Source organism: Variovorax sp. RA8, assembly GCF_901827175.1.
Lineage (GTDB): Bacteria > Pseudomonadota > Gammaproteobacteria > Burkholderiales > Burkholderiaceae_C > Variovorax.
In genome coordinates, this window is the sequence record NZ_LR594663.1 from 153810 (window position 1) to 177466 (window position 23657).

Here is a 23657-nt window from a genome sequence, read left to right on the forward strand (position 1 = left end):
GATGCTCGGACACTTACCGAGTTCCTGCAGATAACGCCGCAAGGTCAACAGCGAGCGCATCCATCTCTCCGAGGATTGCGCGCGCGCGTGAGAGCACTGTTCGACCCGCTGCGGTGAACTCCGCCGAATGCGCTGACCGCCTGAGTAACTGTGTCCCCAGGCTTTGCTCAAGCTCAGTGACGCGGCGGCTAACCGCTGAGGGCACTAGATTCACCTGCCGTGCCGCGCGGGATAGACTGCCGTGCTCTTCTATCGCGAGGAGTACTCGAAGATTCTGCGGGTTGAGGTGAGCGCGGGCGCTTGTCGGTAAGTGCCTCGTCATACGGGCGTTTGCCTCACCAAAAATATCGAGTTTGCACTCTCTATGTGGTTGGAAGCATAAGGTACAAAACAGTTCCTGAAAGTCGCCAAGCTACGAGCGTCATCATGTCGCAGTGTGGCCCCCTCACAAATTGCGATCTATCCTTCTACTTGCAGATAAGAATGTGAGCGAACCGCCGCGAATTTCTTATCCCGCCGACTTCTGCCTCTGCCTCTGCCTCTGCCTCTGCCTCTGCCTCTGCCTCTGCCTCTGCCTCTGCCTCTGCCTGTGCCTCTGCCTTCTGACTTCGCCTCTGCGTTTACCTGTCGTCTGCTGCCTGCTGCCTGCTGCCTGCTGCCTAGGCTCAGGGAAGCCCGCAAGGCGGGTCAGAACAATGTCGAAGGAACCACATGGTGGTACTTCAGCGCAAAGAGCTAGTTTACCTCTGGCCGCGGACCGAAGCGCGCGTCCACCATTCTTAGCTTACGTTAGCCTTGAGAAAGCTGACCGTGGACTCGAACGATTTCGTCGCTGCGTCAGGTGCATACCCGAATGAGCGAATCGAATTGAAGAATCCGTGACCGGCACCTGCATATACAAGTGTTTCCTGCTGGCCAGGCTTGTTCAAGGCCTTCTCTAGGATTTCCTGAACCGCCGGCGGGATATGAGCATCTTGGTCACCTACATGCACCTGAGTGGGACACTTCAATGAAAAGAGCGACTCCTGATAGTCTTGGACGCGAACTGGGTAGAAGGAAATACAGGCATCGATACCGCCGTTCGCAGCCATGTTAAGCGCAAACTTCCCGCCAAGGCAGAAACCGAGGACACTCACCCGACCATTGCAGCTCGGGTGCGCTCTCAAAGCGTCCACTGCCGCATAGCAGTCAGCGACACCAAGGGTTTCGTCCATCGATTCCCACAAACCGATTGCCTTTGTACGCTCCGCATCGGAATACCCGAGCTCAATGCGAGGGGAGATCTGGTTGAACACGTCCGGAACGAGCACGGCGAAGCCAGCGTCAGCAAATTGCTCGGCCGCCAAGCGCATCGCATTGTTTGCTCCGAAAATTTCGGGCAGCAAAACGATTCCTGGCTGCGGTGAGTCTGCCCTCGACGTGAAGTACCCGTCAAAATCGCCGTGCGCAGAAGGAATTCTGAAGTTAAAGCTATCCATTTTTTCGTGCGTAGAAGTTGATTTTCTCATGGTCAAGCTGGACCCCGAGCCCGATTCCGTCCGGAACGACCACTTCGTAGTCCCGATAGACCGTAGGTGCAGTCGTAAGGTCATCGGCTAACAGCAGCGGACCAATCAGCTCGCATCCCCACGCGAGCTCCGGCAGCGCGCTGAATAGCTGAAGGCCCGCGGCTGTCCCGATGGAACTCTCTAGCGCCATGCCACCGTAAATCGGAATCCCGGCAGCCTCAGCCACACCCGCGGCCTTGTACGCTCGACGGATGCCACCACCCTTGGCGATTTTTACGCCATACACGTCAGTCGAACAGGCCTTGAAGGAGGCGTATGCATCATGGCTGTCCCAAAGACCTTCATCGGCAGCAATGGGAATATCCAGGCGCGCTGCGACCCGCGCCATACCTTCATGGTTCCACCGCGGAAGTGGTTGCTCGATCAACCCAAAACCCGCCCTCTGCAATCTGGGCAGCAGGCGCATGCAAGTCGGTTCGTCCCAAGCTTGATTGAGGTCTACCGTGAACACGGCGGCGGCGTCGATCTTCCATACAGCTTCGGCCGTTTGAATCGCGCGGGCCGTCTCCTCCAAAGGATCCCCCATTCCGATCTTAAGCTTGAAGGTTCGATGCTTTTTCGCCTCGAGTTGCCGCTCCGCGTCTGCAACGTCGTATGAGAGATCACCGGACGCTAAAGCCCACAGTACAGGAATCGAAGATCGTGCCCGTCCACCGTAAAGCGCGCTGACCGGTACACCGTACAACTTGCTCACAGCGTCATGCACGGCGACATCGACCGCCGCTTTGGCAAAGTTGTTTCTGGCTGACGCACGGTCCATCGCTTTGAGAATTAACTCGTGAGAAAAGACATTGACGCCCCGCACGGCCGGCGCTAGGTATCTATCTATGATCTCCTTGATGGTCTCGCTGCATTCACCACCCCAGAAAGCAGTGCCGGCGGGGGTTCCGCCCTCGCCATAGCCGACGGCACCACTACTGGTTCTCAGAGTAACCATTACGAGCGACTGTGTCCCGTGCGTTCCACTGGAGTGGTTGTGAACTTTCTTCAGTGGCAGATCGACGATTTGAGTTTCAATCGACTCGATGGTGTCGGTCGGCGCTCCACCGGTTTGTGCACCTAAGGTTTGTTGGCTGGACATGTTATGCATGCGGAGAATTTGATTGATCCGGACGCACACCGCCCCATGCGTTCCTGAGCAGCTTTTCGATGGCGCCAGCACTGAGCGGCACTGGGTTCGCATATGGCTTGCTCATTACGGCCTGAACAACAACAGGAATGTCCGATTCAGCCATGCCGAGGTCCTTCAAAGCGACTGTGGCGCCGCTGCTCTTGGTCATGTCGTACAGCTTGGCCGGCACGTCGCCGCCTCCAAGTGCACGCTCCATAATCTTGAGTGCGTCTGTCACGGCAGGCGTGTTGTAAGCGAGAGCATGCGGGAGTACCACCGCGTGTGTCTCGGCATGAGGAAGATTTAAAGTTCCCCCTAACGTATGACAAAGCTTGTGGTGCAGTCCCATGGAGGTGGACGCCAGACAAATCCCGCACAGCCATGATCCATACAGCGCGCTCGCACGAGCGTCCAGATCGGCTGGATCTGACTTGATGCGCGGAAGACTGTCGTATAGGGCAGTAATTCCCTCTGACGCCATCAACGATACAATCGGATTGCAATCCTGCGCATAAAGCGCCTCAGCGGCGTGGGCTAAAGCATTTAAGCCGCTCGCAACAGACATTAAGGGCGGAAGAGTGAGCGTCAGCTCAACGTCGTAGACAACGGTTTCCGGCAGCACTCTAAGTGTCCGCTGCGTCGTCTTTACTCCGTTTTCGGTTTGCCCCAGTATTGGTGTCATCTCCGAGCCGGCGTAAGTCGTCGGCACCACGAGCTGAGGTAGATCGGTGTGCAGTGCAATTGCCTTAGATAGACCGATGGACGACCCACCACCAATGGCCACCACCCCGTCTATAGCTTGCTCTTGCACAAGCTCCAGAACACGGGCCGTAACATCAGTGGGTGTGTGCATGGCAGCGCCCGAAAAGGTCGCCGCGTGCAAATCACCAAGGCGAGCCTTCACGCGGTCGGCATCCGCAGTCTGCTGTGAGGTGGAGACAACCAGAACTCGCCGGCAGCCAAGGGCCTCGACCTCCCGCTTCAATGCGGATATCGTCCCACGGCCGAAGACTACCCGGCTGGCTAGGCCCTGATATGTGAAGTCAGGCATCGCAGGGGCTCAAGCAACTGAGTCGGCGTAGAGCGGACTGTCATCGGTGGGAATATTGAACTTCCCGTCGAACACCGCTCGAATCCAAGGCTGAATGAACACCACAGCTCGCAAACCTGCTTTGGTGAACGGGTCGTCATCTACGAACTTCCGGGCTTCAGCCATATCAGCCACTTTCACCACGTAACTGCCTCCTTTAACAGATTTCCCGTCATCGGTGAATGTGGCCCCTGCAGCAAGCACCTTTGCAGCATTCACTTCCATATACTTGCGGTGCTCGGATACGACAGCTTGCCTCTTAGAGGCGGTACCTGGGAGATCCTGAAAGAAGATTGCGACGTACATATTTTCTCCAGTGTTAATTCGATGAGACATCGGCCGGCGGCCGCGTTTCGGGATCGGCATCGGCATTGGCAAGATCTGGGATGGAACTTGCCAAAAGCTTGAGCAGCGCTCGAAGCGAGCCCATCTCCACCACGCCCATCCGCTCAGCCCATTCGTTCTCGATGCGTTTACCAATGTCTGTTGCGATGCGCATCATTTCGATACCTTTGGGAGACATCTGTACGATGTTCACTCTCCGGTCGGACGGATCCTTGCGAATCTCCAAGTATCCGAGGGACACCAATGAGTCGACCAAATAACCCATACTCTGTTTTGCCATCCCAGCGCGTCTGGCCAAATCCGACACAGAGGCGCCCACCAACGGCAAGTGCCTAAATACAGCGCCATGAGCTTCCCGTATTTCTGGGTATCCCGACGTCGCGAGCGCCTTATAGACCCGTGATGCCTGAGCCTCGAAGGGGATTCGCAGCAGAGAGCTGAGAGTTCCCGTCAGAGAGCCCATCGTTGCATTAGGATCCGGGGCCCATGCGAGGCCGTCTTCAGTTGAGGGTGATGGTTTCATAGGTTCTTGCCTTCATCGCGACGCTCTCTTTACGGACCCAAGGCGAGCAGGAGCCGGGCTATTCCGCCCTCGCACCTGACCTGCGGACAGCCTCGCCCCACTTGATGCGCTCGCTCTCCATATAAGAGGAGAACTCGTCTGAACCGAGCCAAGTGATCTCGTTACCACTGGTGCGCGCGAAGGTCTCGAATTTTGCTGAGCGGATCGTGCTTTGCAGGTGAGCCTCCAGTACGCGAACAATCTCGTCCGGCGTGCGCCGTGGAACCACGTAGCCATACCAGGCTACGGCACTGAAGTGCCTTAGACCGGACTCGCTAACTGTCGGAATGTCCGGTGCAATGCCGAGCCTCTTAGCGGAAGTAACAGCGAGAGCCTTGAGCTTGCCGCTGCGAACCAACGGCAACGTTGCGGTGGGCGTCACGAACGCCAGCTGGACGTGTTCGCCGACAGCTAGGGAGAGCGGGTCGCCCGCTGCAACATGAAGAAGATCAACGCCTGCGCGCGCGTTCAGCATGGCGCCAGCCAGATGCCCAGTACTCCCGACCGCATACGTTGCGAAGGTAAGTTTCCGGGGATTTGCTCTCGCGTAGGAAAGCATGCCGGGAAAATCGCTGAAGGGCATGTGATTTCCAGCCACGATGACGTTCGCAGCGGACGCCACCATGCCGACCGCGCGAAACGCCTTGTCCGGCTCGAGTGAAGAACTCGCATACAGCGTTGGATTGATTGCCACGTTCGGCGTAGCCGCCATCAGCAATGTGTAGCCATCGTGTGGGCTACGAGAGGCCAGCTCAGTGCCCACCGTTCCGCCTGCTCCCGGCCTGTTCTCCACGAGAACAGGCTGCTTCAGACGCTCGGCAAGTCCCTCTGCGATTAAACGAGTGAGTGAGTCGCTCGCCGTACCTGCAGCAAAGGGCACAACGATACGGACTGGCTTCGTTGGGTAAGCATTCTGCTGCGCAAAAGTGCCGACGCTCACCAAACCGGCGCCAGTGCCCAGCAGCAATTTACGTCTGCGGATAGAAGTAGGACCAGTCATATTTCATCAAGCCTCACACTAAACGCCCGCAGAGACCTTCTAAGCCAGCGAACGGAGGAGCAACAACGCCAATGCCAACAGGGTCGACAGATTAACTTGACCACGCCCTAAGATCGACAGATTATAGGTCTATTTTTTGCACGCACCAGAGCACCGGCGCTAGGGTTTCTCCTACCCGCTCACAAGGCTAGCCTCATCCGCCTCACCCTTGAGCTCAGGGTTGATCTCAGTTACCGATGATCGAGCACCGGCGTTGAAAGACATCCTCTCTGTCTTATTCACTGAACGCGTTGCAGCCTCGCCGTCGATCGATAGTCGACCGCTAGCGTCTCGGCAGCGGTGAGTTAGGATCGCTCAGGAGCGAATCACTAATCGGAACAGCTTGAGAGATCATGCGACGGGCAAGCGGGAGCGCGCGACCAGCATTGACACCCACTACCGCTACAGGTATGTCTCCAGGGCATTGTCAAGTTGCTGAGCCGACGAGACGAGTTTCGGAATCCGGAGCGAAATGGCCGCGGCTCGGATAACAAATGTCCCAGGTTATGCATTCTTCGCTACATCGGTGACCTCATTCCAGAGAGAAAACGCTTGAGTACGCACGTGCCGGTACTGCTGCGCCGACAGGCGGTTGCGCTGGCATCGGAAGACGTTGTTGATCGGCCCATGCGCGGATAGAAAACGCTGCGCGTGCCTCGGTGACTTGTAGCGGCGCATCTGCCGTTCTCGCTGGCGCGTCGGTTGGTGCGATAGCTCGGCCCGGTTGTTCAAACCCTTGTGCTGGCGATGCTCTACGCCCGGCATGATCTGAGCCTTAGCGGCCGCATAACTCTTGAGCTTGTCAGTAATCAGAACCCGCGGCACGTAGCGCAAGCCCTTGAGAAGCTTGCGAAAGAACCGCTTGGCCGCCTGCCGGTCACGCCTGCTCTGCACGAGGACATCCAGGACATGGCCGTCCTGGTCAACTGCACGCCAGAGGTAATGATGCTTTCCCTTGATCGTCAGCACGACCTCGTCGAGGTGCCATTTGTCGCCCCGTCGTGGCTGACGTCGGCGCAGCTCAGCAGCGTATTGCTGGCCGAACCGCAGAGTCCATTGGCGAATCGTCTCGTAAGTCACGACGATACCCCGGCTTGCCATCAATTCCTCGATGTCGCGAAAGCTCAGCGAGAACCGGAAGTAGAGCCACACCACATGGCTGATGATCTCCCGAGGGTAGCGGAAACCGCGGTAAAGTTGAGAACCTGTCATCTCATCATTTTATCGAGGCGCGGCCGGCTGTGGCAACTTGACAATGCCGTCCGCAGGCATGCCTACCATCTCTTTTTGTCCGCGCCTGAACGGCACTCCCTGCAGTGCACCCGAGGACGAGTAATTCCATTGGTGGTACACGCAGGTGTGAGACGTGGCATTTCCTCGATGCTTTCGGCACACCGCAGCACCACGGTGCGCACACCTGTTCACCCACACGCTGAGACTTCCGTCTTCCGTGCGCGTGACCACTACGGGCGTATCGCCCACGAAGGTCGACTTGAAGTCTCCAGGCTTCGGGATCTCAGCTTCCATCGCGACGAAGCTCCAGGTCGGCCCCCGGTAGATACGTTCGAGCTCGCGCTCGTAAACCTCCTGGGAGCGGTACACCTCCATCGGCACGCGGGTACCGTCCTTTGTCGGGAACTTGATCAACTTCGTCTTCATGCGATTACTCCTTCATGTCACTTTTGATTGCCACCAGGCGCCGCCGACTGGCGCTTCAGGTGATCGCCTGGTCAAGCCGCTGTAAAGAGCCAGCGCCGGCGACATGCGCATTCACACTGGCTACGCTAAGCGGGTTGCGGCAGGTGCTGCAGTTCTTTCCCGCCTCGAAGCGAGACGACGCGTGGCTGGTAGTTTCGCGTCACCCGCCCCACTGAACCCGGAAACGTTCCCGTCGCGGTCGGCCTACCATTTCGCCCTAGCGAAGCGCTTCGCAGACAGATACTCGTGCGGGTACTCACAGCTCTCTTTCATGCCGCCAGTCAAGACCTGACGCTGCGGAAGCGAGACCACCGAAGGCAGCTGCATGTCCTATCGTGATCCGCAGGCCAGTCGATTGCTCATTTCCGCGCGCCCGCCGAGAAAACGACTCAATGGCGGCCCAGCAAAGGGAGCTCCATTCCGTCGCGAAGGTGCGACGGGACGATGGTGCGAAATGCACCCGCGACCCCAATTACCGTTTCGCGCCCATCACCACTTTGGACCACTGGTGATGCCGACCGACTACGCCGGATCGAGCTTGAAGTCCTTGCGCAGAACCTTGGCGCCGTTGGCATCTTCAAGGTTGTGAATCAGCGCCGGACGAACACCTTCTACGCAGTCGCTATCGACCCACTTTCCGCCCGTGAAGTACGATTGCGTGGTGTGCTCCAGAAAACCGGGAGCACGAATCTTGAAGTGCACGTGAGCCGGCCTCCAAGGATGCCGCCCCATCATCTCGAGCAGCTTGCCGCTCGGCCCGTGATGCGGAATCGGATACGGCGCAGGAACACGGGTGCGAATCCGGTACTCACCGTCTGCACCAATGATCTTCTTACCCCGGTAGGAGTCTTGGGGAAGTTCAGGATCGAAACCGCTGTAATGTCCGTGATTGTCCGAGTGCCACACGAACATTTCCGCGCCCTTAATAGGCTTGCCCGCCAGGTCCGTCACCCGCCCTTCGAGTACCAAAGGCTCGCTGCCATCGTCGAGAGTCTTAATTTCGTCGTTGATGACCGGTACGTTCTCCAGGAAGTACGGTCCCTCGACGTTCGTAGTGGAGCCCTTGCGGTGCTTCATTTCATTGTCAGTGATGGTGGCGTTGAACCACAGATCACAAACCAGAGGGATCTCGTACTCTGGCGCCTTCGCGTACTGCATCAAGAAGCCCACGCCTGCGCGGTATTCCTCGAAAGTGACGTCGTGACGGGACAGGACCTCACGCACCGCTTTCACGATGTCGTAGACCACGGTTTCGACGCGGTTTGCCATGGAGCTCTCCTTTGCGTTGCTCTGGTTGAAGGAATGCGGCGGATTATCGACCTAATGTCTGTCTTTCTAGCCTAGGGTTGACCCTAGGATTGGTGCGCGGCTACGTCGGCTCAGTGGGAAAAACGTACTTAGGCCCATTTGTTCGTTGCGTGTAGACCTTGAGTGCCGCCTTGGCGACAGCAGATGTGCGGCGGATCTGCCAGCGGCCCGCGTGAAATCGGGCGCGCACCGACATACTCTGTGTCGTTCCCCGCGACGCTGACGGGGTTAATCCGCCATCACAGCGACCTCTCGGGCACCACTTTTCCAGTCCGGCACGCGATCAATGCGGCGGGTGCATGCAATCCACGCCAGCTGCAGCGTGCGATGCATACCTCCTCCGGCTCCACCGATCCACATCCCTGCTCGATCTCGCGACCGTGGAATGTACGGACTGCGCGCCTGTTGATCCAATATCATCTTTGGAATCGTGATTACCAAAAAGGTATCGGTGTAGGTCTCTATGGAACTCCGTCACCTCCGGTACTTCGTTACCGTCGCGGAAGAGCGCAGCTTTCGCCGTGCATCACAGCGGCTTCACGTGTCTCAACCGCCCCTATCGCGCATGATCAAGCAGCTCGAAGCGGAAATTGGGGTGGAACTCTTTGATCGCTCTCCGACCGGCGTAGACGTGACTGCGGCAGGTGCGGTGTTCCTGGAGGAGGCAAGGCGGGCGCTCCACGTAGCGAACGACGCGGTTGAGAAATCCCAGCGCGCGGCACGGGGGGATTTCGGCCACATAGAAGTGGCCTACTATGGATCGGTGATCTTTGGCGTGATACCGCGCCTATTGGGCGAGTACCGGCAACTTAAGCCTCGGGTCGCTGTTCGGTTGTCAAGCTTGACGAAGGACCGCCAAATTCGTGCGCTGCGCGAGGGTTGGTTAGACGTTGGCTTTGCTCGCTACTACAGGTCAGAGCCTGATATTGCGTCTGAAATTGTGTGGCGGGAGCCCATCGTCCTTGCCGTGCATGCCGATCACCCACTCACTGGCAACACTAGTGTTGCAATGGCTGAACTGCGCGACGAGCCGTTGATTGTGTTCCCCAGTGCACCTCGCCCCAGCTTTGCCGACGAGCTGCTACAGCTTTGTACCAGTGCCGGCTTCAGCCCAAAGATCGCGCATGAAGCTGAGGACTTGTTGGCCTGTCTGGCGCTAGTGTCCAGTGGTGTTGCCATGGCGCCCGTTCCGGTTTCTGCGGCGATCATCAAGCTACCGAATCTGAGATTTCTGAGGCTCGCCCGTCCAGAGCCACAAAGCAGCCTCTATTGCGTGTACCGCAGAGGCGACAACAGACCTCTACTCACCGAGTTCCTCGAAACGGTGCGTTCGCTCGCCTTGCCGCCGCTTCCGGGATTTGAGGCATGCAGGGGTGAAGGTGGCTGAGCGCCCGCTACGAACCCAAGTTCCAGGTCGACTTTTTCAAGCCTCCAGCCATTTGATTGCTGCACTGAAGTCGTTGTAGAAAACCTTGTAGTTTGCTTCTCCAACGTGGCCGAACGCGATGCGAGCTAGATACGCGATACGAGTGTTGGGGACAAGGATGCCGGTTCGCAGAGTCGAGGCATTAAGAGTCTCCTTTTTGTCTGCGCCCAACCGCTGCTGGAGCAGCACCACGTCCATGTCCGGTGGTTCCAGCTCCAAAGCATCGTACAGAACGCGGACCTGTTGAGTGTCGCGTGCTAGTGCGATTACCCGTTCCTCGCACTCGCGCAACATTTCCGCCGTCGGTTTGCCGCGCAACCTAGCGACAATTACCTCGCCCACTGGTTCTACCCACAATCGCTCTTCTCGCATGACTGGGATATTACTTCAACCGAGAGCAGAATTCCTCCGTGCGTCTCGGTGTCGGCAGCACTTCGAGCGCCAAAGGGGAGCATCTTCCCGTGGCTCGCAGTTACTTTAGCGTGCCTGTAGAATTATCGGATCGGCCCGCAAGTTGCAGGCGAATGCAAGTTGACTTGGTTTTTTCGGCATCAAAGGCCGCTGCTCGCCCAGCAGTCGTCCCTTGTTCAAAGCAGAGTGTCGTTTCAGGAGATCTGCGGTCAGCCGCTGCGTAACCTGCTGCGCCTCTTGCTACCCCCTTTTTCGAATCTGGCGCACGGACCGGCCCGGTCATTTTCGTTTGCGCCTCTGCCCAAGTAGGTCGCTTGGAACCGTGGGTCCCGCGACAGCCGAATGCAGAGTGTCCTGCTTGCCTCGAGATGGCGCAGCCCCTACTCTGGCAGACGCGCGGGTGTCGCGTTACGAGCAAAGCAGAAACGTCATTGTGACTGAAGACGAACTGCGCATGCTGACGCGGTTCAGCGTTATGCCTTTCCGCCCGACGCGAGCTGTGCGACAGTTGGTGCAGGAACTCGCATTGGACTCCGAAATGTGGAGCAGGTGAGCGGCAGGTCAGCGGCTTTGTAGGACCGCGCTAAGCAGCACCGTGTGTCACTCGGCCGCTCGCCCGCTCCCGCCGTCCCGTTACAGTGGGAGGGATGCCAGTTGATCGACAGCTATTCACGTCAAGTTTTCGCGACAACCGTTTGCCCAATTGGAGGTGCCCGCGCTGCAGTGGCGGTCACTTGCGACTCCTTCCCCATTCCTTTCACCGTGCGTATGACGGCGCGACGGAGACCAACAGGAACGAGGACTGGTTCGACTACGACGACTTCCGCTTCCGCTTCACTGCACTCGCAAGGTGCGACAACGACCACTGCAGCGAAACGTCCGCCGTCGCTGGCTCAGGAAGCCTGCACGAGGACCCAGACGACGAAGCCCACCAGATGGAGTATTCGGAGTTGTTCACGGCAACCTACGTAAGCCCCTCACCAGCACTCATCACTGTCCCGGAGGATTGTCCGGACGTCGTGACCCAGCAGGTCCGCCGCGCTGACGTGGCGCAATGGGGAGACTACGAGGGCGCATTAACACATCTCCGCACAGCCGTTGAACGTTTACTGGATGCGCAAGGTGTGATTGCGAAACGCACGACTACAAAGGGAAGCGCCTATCTGACCTTGCACAGTCGCATCGAGTTCTTCCGCGCACACCAACCAAGCGAAGCAGACGCGCTGCTGGCGGCAAAGTGGCTGGGGAATGCGGGTGCACACAACGACGAGGTCACCAGATCGGACGTCTTCGACATGTATGACATCCTCGAGAGGGTGCTGAACGGCTTGTATGGACACGCGTCGACGGTAGAGAGGTTGATCAGAACCATCAACTCGGCAAAGGGACCGGTTCGCGATCGATAGCACTGCGCCTAATGAACACCGCCGCGCTACTCGTCACCGCTCCGGTGGGGTGCAAGGACCCGGTAACGGTTCCGCGTCCGTAGAGGACGGCACACGTTGTAAGCGCGCCGCCGCTCTGCGCACGCCCAGCGTTACTCACGTTAAGTTGGCATTTACGTAGGCTAGGAAGGCGAGCTCGCGCCTCGTAAAATCAACGCTTATAGCAATGTCCCGCTCTTCGGGACACCGCTTGATCTGCAGCTCGCGCCAGACCCCGAGGACTCATGTCAAAGCTCTCGCCACCCCTCATCTTTTTGGATTTTGACGGGGTGCTGCACCCGGCGCAGGGCAGTGAGGTGCGCGACTTCGCCTTTGCTCCGCACCTCGCGCGCGCCGTGCAGGACGTGCACTGCGAGGTAGTGATCTCCTCGACCTGGAGAGAGCACTACCCGCTGCCGGAGCTCAAGCGCCTGCTGCCCGAGCCGCTCGCAGCGCTGGTGGTCGGCACGCTCGGTGCCGACCAGCCGGGTCCGCACGTTCGCTACAAGACGATCTGCAGATGGCTGGTAGAGCATAGAGCCACCGATCGCCGCTGGTGCGCAGTTGACGACAATGGCAGCGAGTTTCCCGCAGGCATGCGCGAACTGCTCCTCTGCGATGGAATGCGAGGCTTTGGAGCTTGGGAGGCAGAGTGTTTGAGAGATTGGCTGCTCCGCGACACGTCCTTTTCCCAGCAGAGTGGTGACCGTGGGCTCGCCGGATAGTGGTCGCGTCAATCAACAGACGGTCCGCCACGAGACTGAACCGCCCCGGATTTCTCGGAGGCTCCTACACTTGAGAAGGAAGTGGAGCCATGAAGAGGAAGTCACAGAGGTATTCGCCCGAGCTCGTTGAGCGGGCAGTTCGCATGGTCGACGAAAGCGGCGCCCAGCACGAGTCGCAGTGGGCGGCAATCGTCTCGATTGCGGCCAAGATCGGCTGCACGGCCGAGACGCTGCGGCGCTGGGTCCGGCAGCACGAGAAGGACACCGGCAAACGCGAGGGACTGACCACGCAGGAGCAGCAGCGTATCAAGGACCTTGAGCGAGAGAACCGCGAACTGCGCCAAGCCAATGAGATCCTTCGCAAAGCCAGCGCGTATTTCGCCCAGGCGGAGCTCGACCGCCGCTTCAAGCCGTGAAGGCGTTCATCGACGAACACCGCGATGCGTACGGGGTCGAGCCGATCTGCAAGGTGATGCAGATCGCCCCGTCGACGTATTGGCTGCATGCTCAGCGAACCAGAAGGCCGGAGCTTCGTCCTGAGAGGTCCAAGCGTGACGATGTCCTGGCCGCGGAAGTCCAGCGGGTCTGGCAGGAGAACTTCGGCGTCTACGGCGTTCGCAAGGTCTGGCGCCAGCTGCACCGGGAAGGCCTGATCGTGGCGCGTTGCACCGTGGGTAGGTTGATGCGCCGAGCAGGGCTGCAAGGGGTCGTGCGTGGCAAGAAGCAGCGCACCACCGTGCCCGACGCAAATGCCGTTTGCCCGCAGGACAAGGTGCAGCGCAAGTTCAGAGCCGACAGACCGAACCAGCTGTGGGTCTCGGACTTCACGTACGTCTCGACATGGCAGGGCTTCGTCTACGTGGCCTTCGTGATCGACGTGTACGCACGTCGAATCGTCGGCTGGCGCGTGTCCTCGACGATGCGCACGGACTTCGTCCTGGACGCGCTGGAGCAGGCCCTGTACGACAGAAGACCGGGCCAACGGGGCGCACTGGTTCACCATTCGGACCGCGGCTCGCAATACGTCAGCATTCGGTACACCGAGCGTCTGGCCGAGGCTGGCATCGAGCCGTCTGTGGGCAGTGCCGGCGACGCGTACGACAACGCGCTGGCAGAGACGATCAACGGTTTGTACAAGGCCGAGGTGATCCACCTGCGAGGACCTTGGAAGACCCGCGAGAGCGTTGAACTTGCCACCCTCGAATGGGTCGCCTGGTTCAACCACCACCGACTGCTCGAGCCGGTCGGCAACATCCCGCCGGCAGAAGCCGAGGCCACCTACTATCGTCAACTTGCCGAGTCAGAGGAAAAGGTCTGACTCACACCAACGAGTCTCCGGGAATCCCGGGGCGGTTCAACTCCTCAGAGTGAAGGGGCGGAGGTGCGCTCAACACACGGGCTGCTCAGCCCTTCGCGGCTTCTCCCACTGCGTCAGACATGCACTTCTTGGCGAAGCTGGTCTTCGCCGCCCCTGCCAGCTTCTTTTCGGCCGCTTGTGCGTCGCAGGCGGCTTTCGCATCCGCCTCGCACTTCTTCATGAACGACGTTCTCGCGGCGCCGGCCAGCTTCTTTTCGGCGACGGTGGCATTGCAGGTTGCCTGGGCGTACGTCGCTCCGGAAGCGAGCGACAGCAGGCAAACAATCGACGCGGCAGTGATGCGGAGCATGGTTGTCCTCTGTGTTGGGCTGTGGAATTGTGAGCTGGCAGCAAAGCGCCTGGCAAGAAAGCCGGCGTACATGGGCGGGTTACGATTAACGGTTCCGCTGGCGCAGACCAGGCGTGGAGGCGATCGATTTCCCAAGTCCTGTGACTGAATGGTCCGGCCCATCGCTTCGTGTTGTCATGTGTGACGATGAAACGGCATCTGGCGCGCTGCGGGGGGGATCTTGTCCGACTTCTGTGCCAAGAGGCATGGGTCGTCAGCGACCCACATCAAGCCGTCGACGCTGCACATGGCAGCCCACAGCTGCCATCGCCCTGCGTTTCCTCTACACCGAGGCGCTCACCGGCAAGCGCGAGATGGTGAACCAGGTGCTGACCATCAGTCTGGAGGAACTGTCGGAGACAATGGTCTCGCTCCTTGCTCACGGTTTGCCAAGTGCAGCGGCCGACCGGTTGTCGTTGCTCGGCCAAGTTGCTGAACTTCCGCTGGCGCAGTCGCAGGTACGCGCGCTGGAGATTACCTGGCTGGCTCGACGCAGACCCGGCCTCATGTTTGGTGGAGCAAACAGGCCCGGCCCGGCGGCGGCGCCTCGTGAGCGCCACCTTCGCCTGGCTGACTTGGCAGCCGCGTGTTGGGGCACAGCTAAGAAGCCGGCTTGGAGCCGGCCGCGGATGATTCTTCACCTGGAAAAAGCACGCGGTGAAGGACCCCAACCCTCGGGGGCTAGGAGTGTGGGCGGCAGAATTTCGCCGCGGCTGCGGCACTGGCGGCGTGCGGAGGTTGACAGCCGCAACAGGCGACCTTCAGCCTTAGAGTCTCACACACGTAGCCATCATCGTTGCTTTCGATTGGGGGGGGGCGCGCGCGCACACGTAGTGCATGCATCCGAGCGACTCGGCCACGCAGAACACGCGTTCTGGCAGGTTGGCAGCCCTTCCTTCCTGAATACGCACACCGTTGTGGCATGCGGGAAAGTGCGCCCGTTTCTCTTCCGGTTAGCAGTAGAGACCGAAGTTCAGCGCGAGGTGCGAAGTGGGATTTGATGACTGCCGATCATTCCGAAGGCAAGTGGCCGACTTCCTCCGAAGAACACTTCAGAACGCACCGACCTACGGCGGCAGGGGCTGGGGTCTGACGCTTTCTAGGCGGAGCCCTCCGTCTATCACAAATACTGGGGAGGCTCTCGGTGTAATCGAAGCACTCAGCCTACAGACGGAAATCCTTGACGAGAGAACTCGTCAAGACATTGGCGCCTTCGTCGAAGGCAGATTGGCGGCACAAGAAAAGATTCAAGCGCGCACTCGAGACTACGCCATGGCGGCGGCGTCTTCATCCCGGACTGAGCAAACTTGGCAACCCATGGGTTTCCGATTCGCCCGTCCCTTTGCGACTTAACCTAGACGGACACGCCGCGGGCTTTCCGATTCCACGCCCGCGCTGCGACTAATCAAGAAGGGGCGCCCCGCGAGATGGACCGAATGGATAAGTTCCGATTCCGGATCGCTGTTGCGAATTAAAGCGGGAGGGGGCAAGTATCCGCCCGGACAAGGGAGGGGTAGCACATAACGATGGAAAAGAAGCATGAGTACACCAACAGATGACGCGGCCCTGGGGGCCCTTGACGACCAGTCCCTCCTCGCCAAGCTGGCGCGCCGGGACTGGAAGACCGACCCCGAGTTCGTCAAGGACGAGCAGGTGTATCGCCTGCTACGCCGCGCCGAAGCCGCGGGCCGTACATCCCGCGTAGGCATGCTCAGCCGGGAGCTGGGCCGGCGCACGCTGGAGCATGCGAGGGCGTTCGCCTACCGCAGCGGCATCTACCGCAGTTTCGGAAACCTCGATCAAGCGGCCGAGGAGCTTTCGCAATACGTGTGGGAGTGCCTGGTTACCCGCCCGGGCGATGCAGCACACGCGGAGCAGCACTTCGGCCAGCTGTTCCAGCGCCGAGCGTTTGACTTCCAGCGACGCTTGCTGGCGAAGAAGCGCAAGAGCCAGGTCAACATCGGCGACATGAGCGCCGCAGCCGGCGAGTCCGCCGGCGAAGCAAACGAAGAAGACCCGGACCTGACCGTACGTAAGGTGCTGGCGCTGCGCTCTCACGCGACCCCGGCCGCCGCACTGGAGCTCAAGCAGGCCGCTGCCGCGGCGGCGTCCAGGCTGCAGGAGGTGTTGACCAAGAACGAGTACATGACTTTCGTGATGCTCTATGTCGACGGGATGCAGGTGCAGCAGATCGCGGCCGCACTGCGCGTCTCATTGAAATCCGTCAACAACTACAAGAATGCCGCGCTCAGGAAGATCGCGGACGACAGTGCGCTCAACGAAATGAAAAAGGAGTTCAACACATGACATCGCCCAACCGTAGGCTGTCGCTCGAGGAAGTGCTGGACGCGTTCTTCTTCTCCGCAGATGCGCCCGATGCCACCATGGTGGCACGCGCCTGCGACAGCTATCCGGAGTACCGTGAAGACATCATGGAGTTTGCCGCTCTGTGGTCTTCGTATGAAGCGTCGCCGGAGCCTGCGCCAGAGGCTCTTGGTGAAGTCAACGAGGAGGCGATTGACCGCATCCAAAGCCAAGTGCTCAACTTTCTGCATCATCAGAGGCAGCAAGCCGCTTCCGACCCAGACATCGAGAAGGTTCGCGCTTCCATCGACGGTTTGGCCGGAAGCAAACTGAGGCTCGCCGCGAAGGCGGCGAGCCTTGGTGATTCCACACTGCTGCTGCAGAAGATTCTCTCCAAGCAGATTCGCGATGTCCCACGCTTTGTCCTAAGTCAATTGGCGCAGCACTTGAATGTCGCGACTCGGTTGTTTGAAGAGATGTTGGGACCTCGACTAACCGGGGCGATCAGCTACAAGTCATCCAACAAACCCAATCTTCCGACCATAGAATCGTGGGAAGAGGCAGTGCGGGCTTTGCCCGTGGACGAAGCTGAAAAGAAAAGACTCATTGCGCTTCGGGAGAAAGAACCAGCTTGACCCCCTTCCATCGTGCGCGCGAGGCAGCCAGGGCGTTGCGTGAAGCCCATCTCGGAAGCCGCGCGGGTGACGCCGTTGCCGCCCAGGAGCTGCTCAAGGCGATCGCCCACGAAAGTGCCGAAGACTTCGAGATCTCTGTCGCGAGTCCCCGCGACAAGACGCTCGGAGGGGCGGATGCACTGCTGATTCGCAAGTTTCGCCAGATCATCGTGCGCAACGACGCAAGTGCGCAGGAGCAGGCCGCGCTCATCGCGCACGAATTCGGTCACTGGAAGCTGCACGACGAACACCACGACAGTTGCCACCAGGTCCTGGATTCGACCTTGCAGCCCGCGAACGGCGACACCTTTGGTGCCCAGAAGGTGGAATCGTACGGAGTCCGTGAACGCTCCGAGCTGCAAGCCAACGTCTTTGCTCGCGAACTCCTGCTGCCGCGCGCAGTGGCCCGAGCCGAATTCCTTCGCGGAAGGACCGCCAGCCAGTTGGCCGGCGCGCTCGGTCTCCCGCTTGAACTCGTTCGCCAGCAACTTCTCGATGCCTTGCTGCTGCCGCAGCCGCAGCCGTCGGCCAGCAAGCCACGCGAACCGATCGTGGCGACACCCGAGCAAAAGGCGGCTGCCACATCGCCCGCGGAAGTCTCGCTCGTGGTCGCAGGCCCTGGCACGGGAAAGACCGCCACCTTGCTCCTGCGCGTCCAGCACTTGCTCGCCAGTGGCGTCAAGCCGCGCGAGATCCTCGTCCTGACCTTCTCGAACCGCGCGGCTCGCGAGTTGATGGACCGGCTTCAGGACCTGAAGATCGAAGGCGTGGACGAGATGTGGGTGGGAACCTTCCACGCTTTCGGCCTGGAGTTCCTGCGAAAGAACCACGACAGGTTCGGGCTGGGGCCTCAGCTTGGCGTCGCCGACAAGATGGCCCAGATCGCACTGCTGGAACCGCACATCTACGGTCTTGGCCTGAAGGCGTTCAACCCTCTGGGCGATCCCCTGGATTGGCTCAAGCTCGCGGTGAATGCGATACAGCGCGGCAAGGACGAGCTTGCCGATGCCAAGGCTTTCGCCAAGGCGGTCGAGAAATCGGCAGCGGACACCGGCGAAGCCGAGTTGGCGAAGCAACGCGACATCGCGAAGCTGTACGACTGCTACGAAACGGAGATCCGCAAGAAGGGCAATCTGGTCGACCTCGGCGATCTGGTGATGCTTCCCGCGTTGGCGCTGTCGAAGGATTTCGCCGCCTATGCGGACACGGTCGGTCGCTTCCAGCACGTCCTCGTCGATGAGTACCAGGACGTCAATCGCGCCAGCGCGATGCTGGTCAAGGCCATCAAGAGCCACGCTTGCACGCTCTGGGTGGTGGGCGACGCACGCCAGGCCATCTACCGGTTTCGCGGTGCGTCCATGGCAAACATCGTCCGTTTCAAGGATGACTACGCCAAGCACACCGTCTTTCCGCTGAACGAGAACCGCCGCAGTTACGAAGAAGTCGTCAGGGTTTTCGAGCACACCGGCCGCGAGAGCAACCCGTTGCAGATGATGCTGCCACTGGACGACGTTTCGCCAGCGCGCGGCGCGAGCGGCATCAAGCCCCGTCACGTTCAATGCGGCGACACCGAAATACTCCACGGTGAACTGGTTGCCAACGTGCAGCGAATCCACAAGGGGAACGGCCAGGGTGAGGTCGCCTACAGGGACCAGGTCGTCCTGGCAAGCAAGCACGAAGCGTGTGGCGAGGCCGCCCGCGTATTGAATTCGGCCGGTGTGCCCGCGCTTTATCTCGGCGACATCTTCCAGCGCCCGGAGATCAAGGACCTTCTGGCGCTCCTGCAGCTGTTCATCGATCGCTCGGGCGCGGCGGTCCTGCGCGTTGCGCAGCTGCCCGGGTTTCAGCTGCCTGCCGCTGACATCGAGCTACTGCTCCCGTGGCTGAAGGCAAACCGTCCCGAGCCGCTGTCTTGGCTGCGCGCTCCGCCGGCGGGCACTTCGAACGCAGGCCGGATCATGCTGCAGCGCTGGGCCGACACCCTCGGCGGCCTGGCATCGAACGACTCGCCCTGGGAAGTGATCTGCTCGATCCTGCTGGACCGAACACAAATCCTTCACCCACTGCTGGCCGACGACGGCATCCTGGCCGTAACCCGCAGGCTTGCCCTGTGGCAGTTCATCTACTACCTGCGTGTGCCTGACGGCGGCGTGGCGTACCAGACCGTCGGCAGCTTCATCACGCGCTTGCGTCGGCGCCTGCGCGTGGGCGAAGACCGCGAGCTGCGAATACCGCCACCGGAAGCCGACAGCCTGGATGCCGTCGCGGTGATGACCATTCACGGAAGCAAGGGTCTGGAGTTCGAGGCGGTCCACCTGGTGGACATCGACGCGCGCCACTTTCGCGCCGGAACGGATCCAGAGCTGGTGCCCCGTTCACTGCTGAGGGCGGTCGCGAAGACTGAGAATTTCGAGGAGGAGACCGAAGCGTCCAACCGGCTGTACGTCGCGTTGTCGCGCGCCAGGGAACACCTCGTCCTCTACGAGCGACAGGGACACTACAACGCCGAGTGCGTGCAGGCAGTGGCCGACGCGGAACATCTCTTCGAGCAGGTGCCCGGCAGATTCAGGTTGGTTCAGCCGGGACCGGCCCCTTCGCCTCCCGCGACTGGATCGTTGCCGGCCAGCTATCCACTCGGTGGATTTCTCGCCTATCGCGTCTGCCCGCGCCGCTACTACTACGACTTCATCAGACAGCTGGCTCCTTCTGCTGGCTTGCATCCGGCCGCCCTGGTCGAAGGCGCCGTGATGAGGGACCTGTTCGTACCCCACGGGCAGGACCCGAGCGTTCCATCCAACGAGGTCGACACGGTGTTGGTCGCGCTGCGGCCGGCGTTCGCCGACTCGATCCCGCATCTGAAAGCGTACGCGGAGCAGTTGCTTGCGTCCGGCCGCAAATGGCTCGGACAACCACGTGCGGCAATGGGCAAGCCGGTGATCGTGCACTGCGCCGGCCTGCCGCTGGAGGTTTCGCCCCATCGTGTCACCAAGTCACCGGACGGCCGGGTCGTTACCCTGGAGTTCGTGCGGAACAAGCCACCCGGCAGCTGGAGCCGCCAGCACCAGGCCCTGCGGTGGGTCCTGAAGTACCTGCGCGAGCGTTATCCGGACTACTCTTTCACCGGCAGCCTGTTTGCGCTGGGCGCCGATCAGGCCTTTTCCGTTGCGGCATATGGACGCCTGCCAGACGACTTCGTGTTGGTATCGGTCGCGAAGCGCCTGATGAGCGGCGACTTCACGGCCGCGCCCAGTTCCTGGGAGTGCCCGAAGTGCCGGCACTTCATGCACTGCCCCGCCTGAGCCCAGGCCACACCCCTCCTTCCGATTCCTACTCGTCCTTGCGACTGACCCTGTATGAGCGCCGCATGTCGCGGGGCTCTTCGAGTCAAGGAGCAAGGACATGCCCGCAACCCGCATCTATATCCAGTCGGAACACTTCCCCGACATCAAGCTGATCGAGATAGACAGCGAAGCCACCCTCACCGACCTGAAGAAGGCGGCGCTCGCGTTGATGCCCGCCGGCACCCCGACCGACGACTTGCAGTTGTCGGTGGAAAGCGATGACGACGGCAAGAGCGCGCCGATCGACGAGCGCCATGCGCGCGTCAAGGACCTGGCGAAGGGCCGCGGCGTGCACATCCACCTGCATCGCTGCAAGCACATCGAGATCACCGTGCGCTTTGGCAACGAGCAGGTGGACCACAAGTTCCCGCCGGCAACGACCATCGGCCATGTGCGCAAGTGGGCCGGCCTCAAGTTGGGCATGCAGCCCAGCGACATCGCCGAGCACGTGCTGCAGATCCAGGGCACCCAGACGCAGCCGGACGTTGACACCCACGTCGGCGCATTGGCCAAGTGCCCGAACTGCTCGCTGGCGTTCGACCTCGTGCCCGCTCACCGCATCAACGGTTAAGGGAACAAGGAACATGGCGCCGGACGAAAAAGCGTTGCGGGCCGACCTGGTTTCGGCACGCTTCCTGTCGGGAGAGGACCGCGGCCGCTGGAAATTCGAGAAGCTCGAGTGGCCGCACCTCTTCGTCACAGTGAACGCGCGCGATGGGCGCGCGTTCACGCTGCGCCTGCACTGCGGCGGCTTCCCGGGCCAAGGCCCGACCGGGACCTTCTGGGACATGGCCTCCGGCGCCCGGTTGGCCTTCGCCCGCTGGCCCGTCGGCGGCGAGCGCATCAGCCTCGCATTCAAGCCCGGCTGGAAGGACGGCAACGCCCTCTACATCCCCTGCGACCGCGAGTCCTTCGAAGGTCACACCGACTGGCCCGCCAAGTACCCGCAATTGATCTGGAAACCGGCGAAGGGCATTACCCATTACCTGGAGGTCGTTCATGATCTTCTTCAGAGCCGCGACTACGCCTGCGCCCCTGCTTGAGATGCCGGAGGCACTCTGGGCTGAGCTCATTGCGCACCTGCGCCGGCAAGGCGGCGGTGTGCGCGAAAGCGGTGCCTTTCTGCTCGGAAAGAAGGAGCCGTCCAGGCGCGTCATCACGCATTTCCTGCCCTACGAACAGCTCCAGCCGGACGCGCTTCACGACGACTACGTCGCGCTCAACGCCGCCAGCTTCGCCGCGCTGTGGGAGCTTTGCGCAAGGCTCGACGTGAGCGTTGTAGCCGACGTTCACACCCATCGCTTCGGCGCGGGTCAGAGCCTGTCCGATCGCACGAACCCGATGGTCGCCTTGTCGGGGCACATCGCGCTCATCGTGCCGCAGTTCGCGCAGGGCCGTGTGCGCATCGTGGATGTGAACATGTACGTCTACCAGGGCAGCCATCGCTGGACGACCTTCAAGGGTTCCGATGTGCAGGCCCGTCTGCGAGTGACCTCGGATGGAGGTAAGTGACATGTTGGACGCTGAATCGATGCATCGCCTGGCCAAGATGGCCCTGGACACCGGGGAAGCAGACTCGCCGGAGGCCGCGATAGCACTCTTCCAGAAATACCGCGTTCGGATTCACCTCGGGGCCGGCTGGGCCGATACCTCGGCCGGCCAAGCTTGCTTCCTGACGGCCTTGAACACCAGCGCGCGTGCCTTCCTGGGCGGCGTCGAAGTTCATGGAGACCTCGACCATCGGCTCACCGTACCGCTGTTCGAGGGGCGCCACGTGCGCGAGGTGATCGGCGAGTGCGGCGGCCATGCCGCGGCGGTCGCGAGCACCCGGCTGCCGACGCTGGTCATCGGCGAAGTGCCGAAGGGGCCGGACGCCGGCTTCTGTGTCCAGTTAGCGTGGGACGGCTGGTGCGCCTGGATCTCGCCTTGGCAGCAGGACGACGCAACGTCCTTTGGACGCGACAACCCGCTCGCCGGCGTGGCGGCCGCCGCGCTCGGGGTCAACGAAGCGTTCCTGCACGTGCGTGGTGAGTTCGCCGAAGCGGGTCACCGCGTTGTCGGCCTGTCGCTGTGGAACCCGCTCGCCATGGCCGACTGGCGTGACTACGTGGGCCCGGACCTGCAGTACCTCCCCAAGGACCTGTGGCTGGTGGGTCTTGGCCACCTTGGCCAGGCCTATGCGTGGACGCTGGCCATGCTGCCCTACACTGCAGCTCGCGCGCACCTGGTGCTGCAGGACTTCGACAAGGCGGCCCGATCGAACTTGAGCACGTGCATGCTGCTGGGCAGCCATGACCTCGGAAAGCGCAAGGTGCGGGTGGTCGCGCAGCGTCTCGAAGCAGCCGGCTTCGAAATCGACATGGTTGAGCGTCGCTTCAGTTCGAACCATCGCGTGCTTCCGGGCGAGCCCTCGACCGCTTTGATCGGCGTGGACAACGTGGGTACGCGTCGCGAACTCGACACGGCCGCATTCGACCTTGTCGTCGAGGCGGGGCTCGGCAGTGGGCATCACGACTTTCGGAACATCCGAACCCACTGCTTCCCGGGTCCGCGGAAACCATCGGAGGTTTGGCGAGCGGACGCCGCTGTCGAGGCCGGCGTGGAGCTCAGCGACACCTACAAGAAGCTGGCGGCGCAGCGCAACGACATCTGCGGCATGACATTGCTCGCATCACGGGCGGTCGCGACACCCTTTGTTGGCGCGTTCGCAGCTTCACTCGTCCTGGCGGAAGTGATTCGCCCCCTCCATGGCGGCGGCGTTCATGCCGCGCTGGATATGCAGATGAAAAACCTCTCATACAGGATCGGCGCTCCGTCCGCCCCGCATGCAGGCCTGCCAACGCCCTACCTCGAAGCGGAAAGGCCAAAGCTTCGACCCGCGCCGAAACACCGAGAACTCGCAGCCAGCACTTGAACGTGGGCCGC

22 protein-coding genes, 1 pseudogene and 1 other annotated feature are annotated in these 23657 nt (G+C 60.8%); of the genes and pseudogenes, 11 read left to right on the plus strand and 12 right to left on the minus strand.

Features of this window, described 5'->3' with window-relative positions:
- Positions 1 to 13 precede the first annotated feature (13 nt).
- The 10 genes and pseudogenes from E5P3_RS36545 to E5P3_RS31780 all read right to left on the minus strand — a co-directional run bounded on the left by E5P3_RS36545 (position 14) and on the right by E5P3_RS31780 (position 8682).
- A complete protein-coding gene (locus E5P3_RS36545) occupies positions 14 to 322 on the minus strand; it encodes a LysR family transcriptional regulator (protein ID WP_083944095.1) in 309 nt (102 codons plus the stop codon).
- 457 nt (positions 323 to 779) lie between these two features.
- Positions 780 to 1478: a dienelactone hydrolase family protein gene (locus E5P3_RS31740; RefSeq protein WP_068673274.1), complete on the minus strand. Its 699-nt coding sequence runs from the start codon at positions 1476 to 1478 to the stop codon at positions 780 to 782.
- On the minus strand, positions 1471 to 2658 hold the full coding sequence (locus tag E5P3_RS31745; protein ID WP_198161201.1) for a muconate cycloisomerase family protein: 1188 nt from the start codon (positions 2656 to 2658) through the stop codon (positions 1471 to 1473). Before E5P3_RS31745 ends, E5P3_RS31740 begins: the two co-directional genes overlap by 8 nt.
- The gene (locus tag E5P3_RS31750; RefSeq protein WP_068673271.1) at positions 2651 to 3730 is read right to left on the minus strand and encodes a maleylacetate reductase; all 1080 of its coding nucleotides are present in this window, start codon (positions 3728 to 3730) and stop codon (positions 2651 to 2653) included. The genes E5P3_RS31745 and E5P3_RS31750 overlap by 8 nt, the downstream gene beginning before the upstream one ends.
- Before the next feature lie 9 nt (positions 3731 to 3739).
- Complete coding sequence (locus E5P3_RS31755; RefSeq protein WP_068673269.1) at positions 3740 to 4075, minus strand: YciI family protein; 336 nt, start codon at positions 4073 to 4075, stop codon at positions 3740 to 3742.
- 13 nt (positions 4076 to 4088) lie between these two features.
- The gene (locus E5P3_RS36265) at positions 4089 to 4637 is read right to left on the minus strand and encodes a MarR family winged helix-turn-helix transcriptional regulator (RefSeq protein WP_083944094.1); all 549 of its coding nucleotides are present in this window, start codon (positions 4635 to 4637) and stop codon (positions 4089 to 4091) included.
- 58 nt (positions 4638 to 4695) lie between these two features.
- A complete protein-coding gene (locus tag E5P3_RS31765) occupies positions 4696 to 5643 on the minus strand; it encodes a Bug family tripartite tricarboxylate transporter substrate binding protein (RefSeq protein WP_159597437.1) in 948 nt (315 codons plus the stop codon).
- 576 nt (positions 5644 to 6219) lie between these two features.
- Positions 6220 to 6927, minus strand: coding sequence for an IS6 family transposase (locus E5P3_RS31770; RefSeq protein ID WP_044663628.1), 708 nt, complete (start codon positions 6925 to 6927; stop codon positions 6220 to 6222).
- Positions 6928 to 6975: 48 nt separating this feature from the next.
- Positions 6976 to 7374 (minus strand): annotated as a pseudogene (locus tag E5P3_RS31775) (Rieske 2Fe-2S domain-containing protein); the annotation flags it as partial.
- Between the two features lie 561 nt (positions 7375 to 7935).
- Positions 7936 to 8682: a dioxygenase family protein gene (locus E5P3_RS31780; protein ID WP_068673263.1), complete on the minus strand. Its 747-nt coding sequence runs from the start codon at positions 8680 to 8682 to the stop codon at positions 7936 to 7938.
- Positions 8683 to 9184: 502 nt separating this feature from the next.
- On the opposite strand from E5P3_RS31780, the gene E5P3_RS31785 reads away from it, so the two are divergent.
- Entirely contained in the window at positions 9185 to 10108 is a 924-nt protein-coding gene (locus tag E5P3_RS31785) for a LysR family transcriptional regulator (protein ID WP_068673261.1), read from the plus strand.
- A 36-nt stretch (positions 10109 to 10144) separates the two neighbouring features.
- On the opposite strand, the gene E5P3_RS36550 is transcribed toward E5P3_RS31785, so the two are convergent.
- The gene (locus tag E5P3_RS36550; RefSeq protein WP_068673259.1) at positions 10145 to 10519 is read right to left on the minus strand and encodes an STAS/SEC14 domain-containing protein; all 375 of its coding nucleotides are present in this window, start codon (positions 10517 to 10519) and stop codon (positions 10145 to 10147) included.
- A 773-nt stretch (positions 10520 to 11292) separates the two neighbouring features.
- Here E5P3_RS36550 and E5P3_RS31795 point away from each other — a divergent pair.
- The 3 genes from E5P3_RS31795 (at position 11293) to E5P3_RS31805 (ending at position 14025) form a co-directional block, all read left to right on the plus strand.
- Positions 11293 to 11964 (plus strand): DUF4145 domain-containing protein, encoded by a 672-nt coding sequence (locus E5P3_RS31795; protein ID WP_068673257.1) that lies wholly within the window; start codon positions 11293 to 11295, stop codon positions 11962 to 11964.
- 263 nt (positions 11965 to 12227) lie between these two features.
- The gene (locus E5P3_RS31800) at positions 12228 to 12707 is read left to right on the plus strand and encodes an HAD domain-containing protein (RefSeq protein WP_068673255.1); all 480 of its coding nucleotides are present in this window, start codon (positions 12228 to 12230) and stop codon (positions 12705 to 12707) included.
- Positions 12708 to 12796: 89 nt separating this feature from the next.
- A protein-coding gene (locus E5P3_RS31805) for an IS3 family transposase (RefSeq protein ID WP_232073558.1) occupies positions 12797 to 14025 on the plus strand; the annotation gives its coding sequence in 2 pieces (ribosomal slippage) (positions 12797 to 13082 and positions 13082 to 14025; 1230 coding nt in all).
- Positions 13078 to 13194 (plus strand) — a sequence feature (AL1L pseudoknot). It overlaps the preceding gene by 117 nt.
- Before the next feature lie 85 nt (positions 14026 to 14110).
- On the opposite strand, the gene E5P3_RS31810 is transcribed toward E5P3_RS31805, so the two are convergent.
- Entirely contained in the window at positions 14111 to 14374 is a 264-nt protein-coding gene (locus E5P3_RS31810; RefSeq protein ID WP_068673249.1) for a PsiF family protein, read from the minus strand.
- Positions 14375 to 15952: 1578 nt separating this feature from the next.
- Here E5P3_RS31810 and E5P3_RS31815 point away from each other — a divergent pair.
- From E5P3_RS31815 to E5P3_RS31845, 7 genes are all read left to right on the plus strand, one after another.
- The gene (locus tag E5P3_RS31815; protein WP_068673247.1) at positions 15953 to 16720 is read left to right on the plus strand and encodes a LuxR C-terminal-related transcriptional regulator; all 768 of its coding nucleotides are present in this window, start codon (positions 15953 to 15955) and stop codon (positions 16718 to 16720) included.
- On the plus strand, positions 16717 to 17352 hold the full coding sequence (locus E5P3_RS31820; RefSeq protein WP_068673245.1) for a hypothetical protein: 636 nt from the start codon (positions 16717 to 16719) through the stop codon (positions 17350 to 17352). The genes E5P3_RS31815 and E5P3_RS31820 overlap by 4 nt, the downstream gene beginning before the upstream one ends.
- Positions 17349 to 20690, plus strand: a complete 3342-nt coding sequence (locus E5P3_RS31825) for a UvrD-helicase domain-containing protein (protein WP_068673243.1) — start codon at positions 17349 to 17351, stop codon at positions 20688 to 20690. Before E5P3_RS31820 ends, E5P3_RS31825 begins: the two co-directional genes overlap by 4 nt.
- 100 nt (positions 20691 to 20790) lie before the next feature.
- Positions 20791 to 21303 carry a hypothetical protein gene (locus tag E5P3_RS31830; RefSeq protein ID WP_068673241.1) on the plus strand — a complete coding sequence of 171 codons (513 nt, stop codon included), beginning with the start codon at positions 20791 to 20793 and terminating at the stop codon, positions 21301 to 21303.
- A 13-nt stretch (positions 21304 to 21316) separates the two neighbouring features.
- Entirely contained in the window at positions 21317 to 21775 is a 459-nt protein-coding gene (locus E5P3_RS31835) for a DUF7665 family protein (RefSeq protein WP_068673239.1), read from the plus strand.
- The gene (locus tag E5P3_RS31840) at positions 21732 to 22244 is read left to right on the plus strand and encodes a hypothetical protein (protein WP_068673236.1); all 513 of its coding nucleotides are present in this window, start codon (positions 21732 to 21734) and stop codon (positions 22242 to 22244) included. The genes E5P3_RS31835 and E5P3_RS31840 overlap by 44 nt, the downstream gene beginning before the upstream one ends.
- Positions 22245 to 22263: 19 nt before the next feature.
- Entirely contained in the window at positions 22264 to 23646 is a 1383-nt protein-coding gene (locus E5P3_RS31845) for a ThiF family adenylyltransferase (protein WP_232073560.1), read from the plus strand.
- Positions 23647 to 23657: the final 11 nt, after the last annotated feature.